Origin of the sequence: Brachybacterium sp. AOP43-C2-M15 (assembly GCF_052446295.1) — a bacterium.
Taxonomy (GTDB): Bacteria; Actinomycetota; Actinomycetes; order Actinomycetales; family Dermabacteraceae; genus Brachybacterium.
Map to the genome: position 1 here is coordinate 1 of NZ_JBQSWB010000021.1, position 13,214 is coordinate 13,214.

The window sequence follows — 13,214 nt, forward strand, 5'->3', positions numbered from 1 at the left end:
GCAGACCCGGGCGCTCCCCGGGCACGTGCAGCGGGATCAGCTCCTGGGGGGCCATCGCCTCGGAGCCGCGCACCACCACCAGGCGGGAGAGGATCGTCTCGAAGCGGCGGGACTGCTCCGCATCGCCGAGCGCCTTGCCGGTGAGGATCGCGCGCAGGAACCAGCGCCGTCCGTCGATGCCGATGAACCGCGCGGGCCGGTAGCCGGTGCGGCCGTCGGCCCGCTTGACCGGGAGGCGGGTGATCAGCTCGGTGCCGAAGACGCCGGTCCGCGTCTCGGCGGTGCCGCCCTGGGAGACCACGGAGTCCCGCAGGGAGGTGCGCACCTCCTCCCACAGTCCGCGGGACTTCGGCGCGGCGAAGGCCTGGACCTGGAGCGAGGAGCCAGCGATCACCAGGTTCGCCCCGGTGATGCCGCCGCTGCGCTGATCGGCGACCATCCGCAGCTCCAGGCCGTCGATCGTGGGCACCTGGAGCCCGCCCAGGTCGATGCGGTCCTCCTCCGGTGCGTCCGCCTCGTCGTAGGGCCCGTCCTCGAGGTGCTCCGTGCGGGGGGTCTCCCGCACGTTCTCCGCAGGAGCATCGGGGTCCTCGGCGGTCGCGGCCTCCTCGGGCGCGTCCTGATCCTCCGCGTCGTCCGCGGAGTCCGCCTCCTCGTCCGGCGCCGCGCCGTCGGCGCTCGTCGGATCCTCGGTCGTCTCCTCCGACGCCGTGAGGACGGCGTCCTCCTCGGCCTGCTTCTTCTTCCGGGAGAACAGTCCCATCAGCGTCCCTCCGTGCTCTCGTCGACGGTCACCGGGCTCGTCCCGAACCCGCCGCTGGAGCCGAAGCCGGCGGCGGCCCGGTCGGTGGCCTCGAGGTCCTCGACCTCCTGCAGGACGGGGGCGAGGAAGGGCACCACCACGAGCTGGGCGATGCGGTCCCCGACGTGGAGGCGGAAGGGCTCGGACGGATCGGTGTTGTGCAGGGCGACCTTGATCGGCCCGCGATATCCGGCGTCCACGATACCGGGGCCGTTCAGGACCGTGACGCCGTGGCGCACGGCGAGGCCCGAGCGGGGACAGACCATCCCGACGGTGCCGGGCGGCAGGGCGAGGGCCAGGCCCGTGTCGACCAGGGCGCGCCCTCCGGCGGGGATCTCGACCTCCTCGGCGCTGGCCAGGTCGAGACCGGCATCGTCGGCATGAGCGCGGTGCGGCAGCGGGGCGGAGCCCGTGCGCCGTATCCGCAGGGCGGGGCCGGTGGTCGTGCCCGGGTCCTCGGGCAGGGTGTCAGCTGAATCGACAGGCATGGGGCCAGAGTATGTCCTGCCGGGCCCCGCGCATCCAGCCGGCTCCGAGCATCGCCCCGTGCGTCCGCTCGGCAGCGCGTCCGGAGCGGTGGCGCCCAGGTGCTGCGTGAGACGATGGGAACATGCCCGACGCTGCAGATCGCACCGATGACCAGGCCCTCCCGAGCGAGGGCGCCCTCTTCCACGAGCGTGTGCTCGCCGGTCCGGGGTTCTGGATCGCCGCCGTAGCGGTGGGCGGTGCGCTGGGACTGATCCTGGTGCCGCTGAACCTCACCGCCGCGGTCGCGGTCTCGGCCGTCTCGGTCCTCGTCCTGCTCGCCGTGGTCTTCCAGTACTCGCCCGTGCTCGAGGTCGACGAGGGCGTCTTCCGCCTGAGTCGCGCACGCATCGACGTGGACCTGCTCGGAGAGCCGGTCGTGCTGCGCGACGAGGAGTGGTCCCTCGCCATCGGCCAGGACTTCGAGCCGCTGGCCCATCACTGCGTGCGCGGATGGACCCGCTCGGGCCTCCGCGTCGAGGTGCTGGACGACGAGGATCCGACCACGGCCTGGATCGCCTCGACCCGGCGACCGGAGGATCTCGCGCTCGCCCTGCGCACCGCGCAGCGTCAGCGCCGGCGAGAGGCCCGCTGACCGCTCGCGGCCCGCACGACGAGGGGACTCCCTCGTGATGACGTCCCCGTGCCAGGGGCTGCCTGCACGCGGCACCTGCAGCACGGCGGACGGCGCCGCACCCGTTCGGGTGCGGCGCCGTCCGCCGTGCTGAGCAGTGGAGCGAGGTGCTGCCGGGAGGCCGCGCGCGAGGCGGCGGCCCGCCCGGTCAGGCCGCCGCGCACTCCTTGCAGATGATGAGGGTGCCCTCGACGTGGTCGATCTGGCTGCGGTGCTTCACGAGGAAGCAGCTGGCGCAGGTGAACTCATCGGCCTGGCGGGGCAGCACCCGCACCGAGAGCTCCTCGCCCGACAGGTCGGCGCCCGGGAGCTCGTAGGAGTCCGCGGCCTCGGCCTCGTCCTCGTCGACCGTCGGGGTCGCCGCCTCGTTCCGGCGACCCTTCAGCTCCTCGATGGAGTCGTCGTTGGAGTCGTCGTCGTTCTTGCGCGGGGCGTCGTAATCAGTGGCCATCTACGGTCCGTTCCTGGTAGTCGTCGGTGGGGTCCGACCTGGGTCCTGGGGCAGTTCCGCGCCGGTGAGTCCTCGCGGGCCGCATCCGGCCGGCCCGGGTCTCAACGCTGAATGCGGCGGCATTATTGCAGAGAGGGCCGTGCCCCACAACACGCCGTCCGCGCGCGGCGGCAACACGCCGACGCATCGTGCGCGTCCCGCAGGCGATGCACAGCCGTGCACGATAAGGTCGCGGCCTAGACTTCTGCATGCTGACATCTGCAGCGGACATCTGCACGAGGGCGACCAGGCTCCGACGGAGAGGACGACGATGCGCGAGCTCGAACTCGACGGGATCCATGACGACGGGGAACACCTGCTCCTGGTCGACTCCGACGGCGAGCGGTACACGCTGCGCATCGACAAGGCGCTGCGGGCCGCGGTGCGCACGGACCGGCCCGCGCTGAACATGATCCAGGCCGCCGACGCCGCTCCCCTGCGGCCGCGCGAGATCCAGGCGATGCTCCGCGGCGGACGCAGCGCCGAGGACATCGCGGAGGTCTCGGAGATCCCGCTCGAGCACGTGCGCCGCTACGAGGGTCCCGTGCTCGCCGAGCGCGAGTGGACCGCGCAGCGCGCCCGCACCTTCCCTGTCGGCCGCGGCGGTCCCGCGCTGCAGGACGTGGTCGCCGAGCGGCTCGCGGCGCGCGAGGCGAGCGGCGACACCGCCTGGGACGCCTGGCGCCGACAGGACGGCACCTGGACGCTCGAGCTGACCTTCTCCGCCGGCGGCCGCACCCGCCAGGCGCACTGGGTCGCGGACATCGACAACCGCTCGGTCTCCCCGGTGGACGACGAGGCGCGCTGGATCAGCGACGAGGACGCACCGCTCGAGACCCGCAGCGGTCGCGGCCGTCTGCAGTCCGTCAAGAGCTCCGTCTACGACCTCGAGGCCGACGGATCGCTCGAGGGCGCGCCCGCCACGCGGTCGCGCTCCTGGCCGCGCCGGCCGGTCTCGGACGAGCACCCCTCGATCATCGACGACGAGGACCTCGAGGCGCTCAACGCCCGCCGCGGCCTGCGCTCCGTCCCGCGGCCCGACGACTCCGCCGGCGTCTGGTCGGGCCTGGACGAGGCCGACGACACCGAGACCGCGGCCATCGAGGTCACCGACCCGGCCACCGACCCGACGAGCACCGTCCGAGGGGGCGCGGAGGACCCGCACGCCCTCGGCGCGGGCCCCGCTCCCGTGGACGATCACGACGACCGCAGCGAGGATCCCGCGGAGCTCGACGACGTCCCGGTGGACGCGGATCAGGAGGCGGAGCGCGAGCACACCGCCGGCGGCGTGCACGGGGTCGACGAGCTCGACGCCACGGATCCCGACGAGCTCGACGACGCCGCCGCGGCCGCGCCGCTCGGGGACGACGCGACCGAGGACGCGCAGCAGGACGGCGGCTCCGCCGGCTCCGAGGACGGCATCCGCTATCAGGACACGGTCGACCTCACACCGCTGCCGGGCTTCGACGACGACGCCGCGACCGCCGACTCCGCGCACGAGACCACGGGCTCGGACGACAAGCCGGCGAAGAAGACGTCGAAGTCGTCGAAGGCGCGCAGCAAGCGGGCCTCCATGCCCAGCTGGGACGAGATCGTCTTCGGCTCCAAGCACGACTGACCACGCACGGCACGAGACCACCGTCGCCGAGTCCGCTCGGCGCGGGGTCCGTCCGGCGCGGGCGACCGGGCCCCGCGCTCAGAACCCTCGCGCTCAGATCTCGGTGCGCAGCAGCGGCACCCAGGCCTCGGCCGAGGTCAGCGATCCGTGCACGCCGATCATGTGCCGGGCCGAGTCCGGACGGCGGGAGAAGTCGTCCACGCTCCATCGGTCCCTGGAGAGCACCAGCACATCCGGGAGCCGTCCCTCGACCCGCGCGGAGACCGGCGTCCCGATCGGACCCAGCAGCCCCGCGGCGAGGACCTGGTCGTGCCGCAGGACCAGGGCGCGCTCGCCCAGAAGATCGGTGAGCCCGTCGGCGAGCTCCTCCTCGACGCCCTCCCCGGGCACGCAGTGCAGGGACAGGGCCCTCGCCTCCCCCGCGACCTCGTCGACCAGGTTCAGCAGCCGCGGATGGTCGGCGAGATCGGTGGTCAGCTCCGGCGCGGTGTCGACCATGCCGTGATCTGCCGTGACATGCATGCGGGTGCCGCGGGGCAGGCGCCGCAGCAGCGCTCCGAGCAGCGCATCGACCTCCGCGAGCGCCGTGCGCCATTCCTCCGAGTCCACCCCGTGGCGATGCCCTGCGTGGTCCACGTCGTCGACGTGCAGGTGGACGAGCCCGTCGGGCCCGGCCCGATGGAGCGCCGTACGGACCGCCTCGACCCGATCCCCGCGACCGTGGGCGAGGAACTCCCAGCCCCGGAAGGCGACGCCGCTGAGATGGGAGTGGGCGTGCTTGGCCGGCGCCACCTGCACCGCCCTGCGCGTGCCGGCCTCGACCGGCGTGGGCAGCGGCATCCACCGGCCGGGATCGGTCCCCGCCGCGCCCGTCAGCTGGTTGACGGTGCGGCCGCTGAGCGGATCATAGGTGAGATATCCCAGCGCGCCGTGCCCGAGCGGTGACAGCCCGGTGTGCAGGGAGACCATGGCGCTCGCGGTGGTGGTCGGGGCGACGGTGCGCACCCGCTCGGTCTGCGGGGCGAGTCGTCGCAGCGTGGGCGTGAGCGCCCGGTGCTCGGCGAGCAGGTCCGCGCCCACGCCGTCGAGCAGCACCACCAGGTCCCGGCCGGGGGCGGGGGCCGCCGCCAGGGGGGCGAGCACATCGAGCAGAGCGGGCCGCGCTCCCCCGGCGAACGGCGGCGGGACCAGATCCGAGGGCCAGGAGCACGCGCCCTCGGCCGTGGTCACCGGGTGGGGCGGCACGAGATCGTCGCCTCCGGCACGGTCAGCGGGCACGTCGCACCGCACATCGGGCTCAGGCTCCGGCCGCATCGATCGCATCGATCGCATCGACCAGCCGGTCGTGGAAGGCCAGCGCCTCCTCGACGGCCCCTTCGCCGTCGGCGAGAGCGGAGACGCGCAGCGCGAGATCCGAGGGGGCGATGGTCCCGGTGTAGCCGTGGTCGAGCTGGCATCCGGGGTCCTCGCACACCGCGCGCTCGAGGTCCACGCGACGGCTCCCGTCCCAGCTGACCCCGAGAGTGACCTCCGCCTCCCGGCCGGGGTTCTGCTGCCCGTCGGTGTCGAAGACCTGGGACAGCCCCGAGGTCGTGATCCGCTGCAACCTGACGCGCTCGGTGGTGGAGACCACCTGGCTGGGGTTCAGCGCATCCGCGGGATCGTCGTCGAGATGGGTGATCACCAGGTGCGCCGGGGTGAGGACCACGACGGTGAGATGACGGCGCACCTCGGGGCCGTCGAAGGTCGTCTCGGGACGCACCAGGTGCGCGATCGGGTCGGCGCCGCGCAGCGAGCGCTCCAGGCTCCGTGCGGCCGTCTGCGGGAAGTAGCCGGCGGTCTCGAGGTCGCTGAGCAGGTCAGCGGGAAGAGCGGTCGTCATCGCGCCATCATCCCACGTCGACCGGTGTCGGGCGGCGCCGCTCAGTCGCCCGCCGGGCCGGAGAGCACTCGGCGTGCGCCGTCGGTGCGGTTCGGCGCCGGAGCCAGACGGGCCCGGGCACCGATCACGGTGGTGCCGTCCTGCGCGACCAGGACGGGATAGAGCTCGAGCGCGGCGAGCTCCGGCACGTCCTCGGCGAGCAGCCCGATGCGGACCACCAGGTCGGCGAGGGCCTCCCGGTCCGCCGGGGGCAGCCCGCGGGTGCCGCGCAGCTTCACCGCGGAGGCCGGGGTGTCCACCAGGCGTGCCGCAGCGCCCTCGCTGAACGGTGGGATCGCATAGGCGATGTCCTCGAGCAGATCCGTGGCGTCCCCGGCGACGGAGAGGGACACGACCGGACCGAGGGAGGGGTCCTCGACGCTGCGCACCACCATCGGCACACCGGCGGGCGCCATCCTCTGCACTTCGAGCGGGGCGCTCGAGTAGGACAGGTCGCGGCGCATCCGCTCCACGGCGTGGCGCAGCTGCACGGCGTCAGGGATGTCCAGGCGCACACCGCCGAGATCCGCGCGATGGCGCAGGACGGGGTCGGTGCTCTTGAGCGCGACCGGGTAGCCGATCTCCGCGGCCTGCGACAGAGCGTCCTCGGCGTCCGCGATGCGGCGGGAGGCCAGCAGCCCGATCCCGTAGGCGGCCAGCAGCGCCGTGGTGTCCTCGGCGCCCAGGTCCACGGCGCCCCTGTCCTCGGCGCTCCGGTCCGCGGCGCCCCGGTCGGGGCCGGTGTCCTCGGCGTCCGCCCGCGCGGGGCCGGGCAGCAGTGCGTCCACGAGTTCGCGGGCGGCGGCGCGGTCGACGTCCTCGCGCTGGGCGGGCTCCTCGTCGTCGGCCTGTGGGCGCAGCGCCGCCGAGAGCATGCCCGCGCCGGCCCGCACCACCGCGTAGGGCGTGGCATGGACGGGGGGCAGCGCACCATCGCCGCGCACCGTCCGCTGCACCTCTCCGAAGCGGTCCGCGGTACTGACCAGGCAGACCAGGAGCACGACCTCGGAGTGCCGGGCCACGGTCGCCATCTGCCGCAGCACCTCCGTGCAGTCCCCGCTGAGCGGGTCGAGCACCCCGGCGATGACCAGGTCGACCTCTCCCCGCGCCGCCATCGAGGTGAAGGCCCGCTGAACCAACCGCGGATCCGCGGTGAGGGGCACGCTGCGGTTGTCCGCGACCACGTCGAGGCCGGCCTGGTCCGCCGCACCGCGCAGCGAGGAGCCGAGGGCGGCGGTGTTGGAGAGCAGTCCCACCCGGCGCCCGAGCGGCAGGCCCTGACGGTCGATGGCGTCGACGACGTCGAGCAGGTGGTCCACGCCCTGGGTCTGCACCACGCCGGCGGAGTCGAGCACCTGGTCCAGCGCGCGCCGGGGAAGCATCGAGGGGCGTACGTCGTGCCCCGGCGGTCGATGCGACTCGCTGCCGGGCGGACGCAGCACGACCAGCGGGGTGGAGCGGGTGAGCCGGCGCGCGATCCGCGTGAACTTGCGCGGGTTGCCCATGGACTCGAGAGCGAGGCCGATGACTCCCACCTGCTCGTCGTCCTCCCAGTGCTGGAGGGTGTCGTTGAGGGAGACGTCGGCGCGGTTGCCGGCTCCCACGAACTCGTGCAGCCCGATGCCGCGGGTGTCGGTGCCGGCCAGCAGCATGGCCGACAGCGCGCTGGACTGCCCGGCCAGGGCCACCCGCCCCGGGCGCGGCATCGTCGGGGCGAGGGAGAGGCTGATCGCGTGCTCGCCGGTGCGCAGGAAGCCGAGCGAGCCGGGTCCGAGCAGGCGCATGCCGTGCCGTCGGGCGCGGACCACCAGCTCCCGCTGCAGGCTCGCGCCCGCCGCGCCGGCGCCGCGGTCGCCGCTCTCGACGTCGGTGAAGCCCTCGGTGGGGATCACCACGCTGCGCACACCGATCTCGGCGCACTCCTCGATCGCATCGAGACACGCCTCGGGGCGCAGCGCGATCACGGCGAGATCCACCGCGCCCGGCACGTCGGAGACCTTCGCCCAGGTGCGGTGCCCGCGCAGCTCGAGCGCATCGCGGGAGACCACGTGGACGGTGCCGTCGTACCCGGAGGTCTCGAGGGCGGAGAGGAAACGCCCCCCGGCGGAGTCCCCCCGGGAGGAGACGCCGAGCAGCAGCACGGATTCCGGGTGCAGGAGACGCTCCATCGCGCGGGCCTCGGCGCGGTGCTCGCGCTCGGCCATCACGGCGAGGGAGCGCGCGGTGGGATCGATGCGGAAGGAGACCATCACGACCCCGTCGTCGAGCATCCTCTCGACGTCGAAGCCGGTCTCGGTGAACACCTTGATCATCTTGGTGTTCTGCGGGAGCACCTCTGCGGTGAACCGGTTGATCCCGCGCTCCCGGGCGGCGGCGGCGAGGTGCTCGAGCAGCACGGACGCGAGCCCGGTCCCCTGACGGGAGTCGGAGACGTTGAACGCCACCTCGGCGGAGTGCGGCTCGGTGCGGTCGTAGCGACCCACCGCGATGATCTCCGCCCCGGCCAGGACGACGAAGGCGACCCGGTCGCTGTGGTCCACGTGGGTGAACCGTTCGAGGTCCCGGGGGGACAGCCGGGGCATGGGCGCGAAGAAGCGCAGGTAGCGCGAATGCTCGGACTGTCGCTGGTGGAAGTCCTGGAGGGCGTCGGCGTCCGTCGGCAGGATCGGCCGCAGGTGCGCGGCGGAGCCGTCCCGCAGGGCGATGTCGGCCTCCCAGTGGGCCGGGTAGCTGGGTCGCGCCTCGTCGCCGCCCCGTCCGCGGCGGCGCAGTGTGCGCAGGCCCTCACGTCTGTCCGCCATGGGCCGATCCTATCGTCGGCCCGGCGGGGTTGACGGGATTCACGTCCCGTCCCGGCCCCGGGATCCCGGGATCGTGGCCGGTCATGCGCCATGATGTCCTCCATGGCCCGATCACGCAGCACCACACCGGCCGCCGGCGACGGCGCGGTCGACGAGACGATCGTCGACATCGACGTCACCAGCGAGATGGAGTCCTCGTTCCTGGAGTACGCCTACTCCGTGATCTACTCCCGGGCGCTGCCCGACGCCCGCGACGGGCTCAAGCCCGTGCAGCGCCGCATCCTCTACATGATGGCCGACATGGGGCTGCGCCCCGAGAAGGGCCATGTGAAGAGCCAGCGCGTGGTCGGCGAGGTGATGGGCAAGCTCCATCCTCATGGCGACACCGCGATCTACGACGCGCTGGTGCGCATGGCGCAGAGCTTCAACATGCGCATGCCGCTGGTGGACGGGCACGGCAACTTCGGCTCCCTCGACAACGGGCCCGCCGCCCCCCGGTACACCGAGGCGCGCCTGGCCAAGGCGGCGCTGCTGATGACGGACTCGCTGGGCGAGGACGTCGTGGAGATGATCCCCAACTACGACAATCAGCTGCTGCAGCCGGAGGTGCTGCCCGCCCAGTACCCGAACCTCCTGGTCAACGGAGCGTCCGGGATCGCGGTGGGCATGGCCACGAACATGGCGCCCCACAACCTGGTCGAGACGATCGCCGCCGCCCGGCACCTCATCGAGCATCCCGAGGCGGAGCTCGAGGAGCTGATGCGCTTCGTGCCCGGGCCGGATCTGCCCACCGGCGGCCGGATCGTGGGCCTGGAGGGCATCCGGGACGCGTACCGCACCGGTCGCGGCTCCTTCAAGATGCGCGCCACCACGCGGATCGAGAACGTCACCTCCCGCCGCAAGGGGATCGTGGTCACGGAGCTGCCGTACCAGGTCGGTCCCGAGCGGCTCGCGGAGAAGCTGCGCGATGCGGTGCAGTCCAAGAAGGTCCAGGGCATCACCGACTACCAGGACCTCACCGATCGTCATCACGGCCTCCGTCTCGTGCTCACGGTGAAGTCCGGCTTCGAGCCGGAGGCGGTGCTCGAGCAGCTCTACCGCTTCACGCCGCTCGAGGAGTCCTTCGGCATCAACAACGTCGCCCTGGTCGAGGGGCAGCCCCGCACTCTGGGGCTCAAGCACCTGCTCGAGGTGTTCGTCGACCACCGCCTGCAGGTGGTGCGCCGCCGCACGGAGCACCGCCTCGGCAAGCGCACGGCGCGCCTGCACCTGGTCGAGGGCCTGCTGCTGGCGATCCTGGACATCGACGAGGTCATCCAGATCGTGCGGCAGAGCGACGACGCCGACGTCGCCCGCACCACGCTGATGGCGGTCTTCGACCTCAGCCAGGTGCAGGCCGAGTACATCCTCGAGCTGCGGCTGCGGCGCCTGACGAAGTTCTCCCAGATCGACCTCGAGGCGGAGCGCGACGACCTGCGCCGCGAGATCGAGGAGCTCGAGGAGATCCTGGGCTCCGACGCCGTGCTGCGCGCCCTGGTCTCCGAGGAGCTGGCACAGGTGGCCGCCGAGCACGGCGACTCCCGTCGCACCGTGCTGCTGGAGGCCGCGGAGAAGCCCGTGACCTCGGCGGCGGGCTCCCTCGAGGTGGCCGACGAACCCTGCGGCGTGTTGCTGACGGGGACCGGTCTCATCGCGCGGGTCGCGGGCGAGGGACCGCTGCTGCGGGAGGGCCCGCGCGCCTCCCACGACGTGGTCGTCTCCCACGTGCAGTCGAGCACCCGCTCGCACGTCGGCGTGGTCACCGACCGCGGTCGGGTGCTGCGGCTGTCCGTCGTGGACCTCCCCTCCCTCGCCCCCACCGCCGGGGCGCCCTCGCTCGCCGGCGGCACACGGCTCTCCGACCTCCTGGACCTGGAGCGGGACGAGCGCGCCCTGGGCCTGATCCGGGTCGCCGAGGCGGACATCGCCCGCGGAGGCGCGATCGCTCTCGGCACCCGCCACGGCGTGGTCAAGCGGGTCCAGCTCGACTTCCCGAGGTCGGACGGCTTCGAGATCATCTCGCTGAAGGACGGCGACGCGGTGGTCGGGGCGGTCGACCTCGAGCAGGACGAGGACCTCGACCTCGCGTTCATCACCACCGATGCGCAGCTGCTGCACTTCCCCTCCTCGGGCGTGCGCCCCCAGGGCCGCGGCGCCGGCGGGGTGGCGGGCATCAAGCTGGCCGACGGCGCCGAGGTGCTCAGCTTCGGCGTGATCGACGTGACGGCCCCGGCGGAGGTCGTGACCGTCGCGGGCAGCTCCGCGACCCTTCCGCTGCTGCAGACCGGCTCCCTCAAGGTCACCGCGCTGACCGAGTTCCCGGCCAAGGGGCGCGCGACCGCCGGGATGCGCTGTCACCGCTTCCTGCGCGGCGAGGACGCCCTGATCGGTGCCTGGGTGGTGCCCCATCCGGCCCGCGCCTGCTCCGAGGCGGGTCAGCCGATCGACCTCCCCGAGCCCACCGGGCGCCGGGACGGCTCCGGCACGCCGGTCGCGGTGCCGATCGCCGCGGTCGCCTGACCGGCGCCGCGGCAGGCACCGGATGCCGTGGGACGATGAGCCCATGAACTCCGCGAGCGCCGACTCCCCCGCATCCACCGTCCCGCTGCCCGAGGGCGTCCGCGCCGCTCGGGCCCACGGGGTCGATGCCCTGCAGGTCCGGACCTCGGCGGCCACGGCGGAGCTGCTCCTCGACGGTGCGCAGCTGACCAGCTACGCGCCGACCGGGGAGACGGACCTGCTGTGGCTGAGCCCGCAGAGCGCCTTCGGCCCGGGGACGGCGATCCGCGGCGGCATCCCGCTGATCGGTCCCTGGTTCGGGCCGGGACGGGACGGGACCATGCCCGTCAAGCACGGCTGGCTGCGCACCGTGCGCTGGGACCTGGTCGGTGCCGGGCGCGAAGGTGAGGACGTCCTGCTCACTCTGCGCACCCCGGAGGACGCCGCGGCGCTGACCGCGACCCTCGACCTGCGGATCGGCGCCGAGCTGTCGGTGGACCTCACCGTCACGGCCGCGGCGACGCCGCTCGAGCTCGAGGCTGCGCTGCACACCTATCTCGCCGTCGGCGACGTGCGCGAGATCGCGATCCATGGGCTCGAGGGCGCGGACTGCCTGGACAACACCCGCGGCCTGACCCCGGACGTGCTGCCGGCGGAGCCGCTGCGTCTGACAGCCTCCACGGACCGCGTCGTCGACGCCGCCGGAGAGGTGACGGTCCAGGACGAGGCCACCGGTCGGCGGATCGTCTCCGCCCCGCGCGGCACCACGAGGACCGTCGTGTGGAATCCCTGGGACACGCTCGCGTCGGGGATGGCGGACATCCCCGACGAGGCCTGGCCGCAGTTCGTGTGCATCGAGCCGGCGGTCGCGAAGGACGGCTTCGTGGCTCTCGAGCCCGGGCAGTCCCACCGCCTCGGGGTCACCTACCGCATCGAGCGCTGAGGCCGGCTCCGCACAGCGCGTCCCCCGCCCGGACGCAGCCCGGACCCGGCCGCCCTGTCGGGGCGACCGGGTCCTCGTCGTCGCCGCCGGATATTCGGTTGTGCGCGAGAGCACCCGAGTGGTCGACTGTCCCCATGGAGATGCACACGAGCCCGACCACGACCCCGGCACAGCCGGCCGCGTCGTCGTCCGGCGGGCCTGCGTCCCCGCTCCGGCATCTCGGGAGAACCGCGATGCAGCGCACGGACGGCGGGGATCACCGTCCCGCCGCCGCCGACGGCCTCACGGCCCGCTGACGCCGCAGCCCGCCCCGCACACCGCCGTGCGCGATCAGCGCACCGACGCCTGACGCCCACGGTTCGCCGCCCTCGCGGCAATCCCGCCCACGCCCCGGCGCGCACACCGCGCGCATCGGGCGCGCTCGCCCGCGCACGTCGCGGACCTCCGCCGCCCGCACGGTGCGGAGACCCGATCACCCACCTCCCCAGGAGTTCCTCCATGTCCACCGGCCCGATCCTCGAGACCCGTCTACCGACCACCGACGCCGAGCAGCGCCCGCCCCAGTTCGCCGACGAGCGCACGGACGATGCGACGCGGCGCGCCCGACACCCCCGGCGCGCCCGACGCCGCGCACTCCGACAGGCACGACGGGAGCGCGCCGCCGAGCAGATCCGCCTCGAGCACACCGCCCAGCAGGCCCGGGACGAGCACGAGCTGGTCGTGCAGCGTGCGCTGTTCGCCGCCGGCCTCACCCAGCTGCGGTGAGCGCGGAGCCGTCGTCGGCACCCGCCGGGTCCACCGTCACCAGCATCGCGGGAGCTGCGCGCACGCTCCCTCGATGCTGGTGCCCATCCCGCAGCCGACCACCCTCGTGGCCCCCCGCGGTCACGGTCCCCCGTGAGCGCGGGGAACCACCCCTGATGCGGTGCATGGAGGGCCCCA

Annotated in this window: 11 protein-coding genes; 5 read left to right on the forward strand and 6 right to left on the reverse strand. The window is 73.6% G+C overall.

What is annotated here, in order from left to right:
• Window positions 1-763: DUF3710 domain-containing protein (locus ACT3SP_RS16800; RefSeq protein ID WP_444588446.1), on the reverse strand; the 763-nt coding region annotated here is incomplete at its 3' end.
• Window positions 763-1,290 (reverse strand): dUTP diphosphatase, encoded by a 528-nt coding sequence (gene dut, locus ACT3SP_RS16805; RefSeq protein ID WP_444588447.1) that lies wholly within the window; start codon window positions 1,288-1,290, stop codon window positions 763-765. The genes ACT3SP_RS16800 and dut, both read right to left, overlap by 1 nt.
• A 122-nt stretch (window positions 1,291-1,412) precedes the next feature.
• On the opposite strand from dut, the gene ACT3SP_RS16810 reads away from it, so the two are divergent.
• On the forward strand, window positions 1,413-1,922 hold the full coding sequence (locus tag ACT3SP_RS16810; protein WP_444588448.1) for a DUF3093 domain-containing protein: 510 nt from the start codon (window positions 1,413-1,415) through the stop codon (window positions 1,920-1,922).
• A 187-nt stretch (window positions 1,923-2,109) separates the two neighbouring features.
• Here ACT3SP_RS16810 and ACT3SP_RS16815 read toward each other — a convergent pair whose 3' ends face one another.
• Window positions 2,110-2,412 carry a DUF4193 domain-containing protein gene (locus ACT3SP_RS16815; protein ID WP_012805050.1) on the reverse strand — a complete coding sequence of 101 codons (303 nt, stop codon included), beginning with the start codon at window positions 2,410-2,412 and terminating at the stop codon, window positions 2,110-2,112.
• 310 nt (window positions 2,413-2,722) lie between these two features.
• Between ACT3SP_RS16815 and sepH the strand changes: the two genes are divergently transcribed.
• Entirely contained in the window at window positions 2,723-4,069 is a 1,347-nt protein-coding gene (sepH, locus tag ACT3SP_RS16820) for a septation protein SepH (protein WP_444588449.1), read from the forward strand.
• Between the two features lie 93 nt (window positions 4,070-4,162).
• Here the strand turns inward: sepH and ACT3SP_RS16825 are convergent, their stop codons facing one another.
• Genes ACT3SP_RS16825 through ACT3SP_RS16835 form a run of 3 tightly spaced genes read right to left on the reverse strand, consistent with a single transcriptional unit; the run spans window position 4,163 to window position 8,791 of the window.
• Window positions 4,163-5,347: an alkaline phosphatase family protein gene (locus ACT3SP_RS16825; protein ID WP_444588450.1), complete on the reverse strand. Its 1,185-nt coding sequence runs from the start codon at window positions 5,345-5,347 to the stop codon at window positions 4,163-4,165.
• 19 nt (window positions 5,348-5,366) lie between these two features.
• Window positions 5,367-5,951 carry a DUF5998 family protein gene (locus ACT3SP_RS16830; RefSeq protein WP_444588451.1) on the reverse strand — a complete coding sequence of 195 codons (585 nt, stop codon included), beginning with the start codon at window positions 5,949-5,951 and terminating at the stop codon, window positions 5,367-5,369.
• 41 nt (window positions 5,952-5,992) lie between these two features.
• Entirely contained in the window at window positions 5,993-8,791 is a 2,799-nt protein-coding gene (locus tag ACT3SP_RS16835; protein WP_444588452.1) for a bifunctional acetate--CoA ligase family protein/GNAT family N-acetyltransferase, read from the reverse strand.
• 102 nt (window positions 8,792-8,893) lie between these two features.
• On the opposite strand from ACT3SP_RS16835, the gene ACT3SP_RS16840 reads away from it, so the two are divergent.
• From ACT3SP_RS16840 to ACT3SP_RS16850, 3 genes are all read left to right on the forward strand, one after another.
• A complete protein-coding gene (locus ACT3SP_RS16840; protein WP_444588453.1) occupies window positions 8,894-11,350 on the forward strand; it encodes a DNA gyrase/topoisomerase IV subunit A in 2,457 nt (818 codons plus the stop codon).
• 43 nt (window positions 11,351-11,393) lie between these two features.
• A complete protein-coding gene (locus ACT3SP_RS16845; protein ID WP_444588454.1) occupies window positions 11,394-12,272 on the forward strand; it encodes a D-hexose-6-phosphate mutarotase in 879 nt (292 codons plus the stop codon).
• 498 nt (window positions 12,273-12,770) lie between these two features.
• Entirely contained in the window at window positions 12,771-13,037 is a 267-nt protein-coding gene (locus ACT3SP_RS16850; RefSeq protein WP_444588455.1) for a hypothetical protein, read from the forward strand.
• Window positions 13,038-13,214: the final 177 nt, after the last annotated feature.

Bases quoted from the DNA above. Each gene is read 5' to 3' on its own strand.
- ACT3SP_RS16830 (WP_444588451.1), bottom strand. From the start codon at position 5,951: ATGACGACCGCTCTTCCCGCTGACCTGCTCAGCGACCTCGAGACCGCC.
- dut (WP_444588447.1), bottom strand. From the start codon at position 1,290: ATGCCTGTCGATTCAGCTGACACCCTGCCCGAGGACCCGGGCACGACC.
- ACT3SP_RS16840 (WP_444588453.1), top strand. From the start codon at position 8,894: ATGGCCCGATCACGCAGCACCACACCGGCCGCCGGCGACGGCGCGGTC.
- ACT3SP_RS16810 (WP_444588448.1), top strand. From the start codon at position 1,413: ATGCCCGACGCTGCAGATCGCACCGATGACCAGGCCCTCCCGAGCGAG.
- ACT3SP_RS16815 (WP_012805050.1), bottom strand. From the start codon at position 2,412: ATGGCCACTGATTACGACGCCCCGCGCAAGAACGACGACGACTCCAAC.
- sepH (WP_444588449.1), top strand. From the start codon at position 2,723: ATGCGCGAGCTCGAACTCGACGGGATCCATGACGACGGGGAACACCTG.
- ACT3SP_RS16835 (WP_444588452.1), bottom strand. From the start codon at position 8,791: ATGGCGGACAGACGTGAGGGCCTGCGCACACTGCGCCGCCGCGGACGG.
- ACT3SP_RS16850 (WP_444588455.1), top strand. From the start codon at position 12,771: ATGTCCACCGGCCCGATCCTCGAGACCCGTCTACCGACCACCGACGCC.
- ACT3SP_RS16845 (WP_444588454.1), top strand. From the start codon at position 11,394: ATGAACTCCGCGAGCGCCGACTCCCCCGCATCCACCGTCCCGCTGCCC.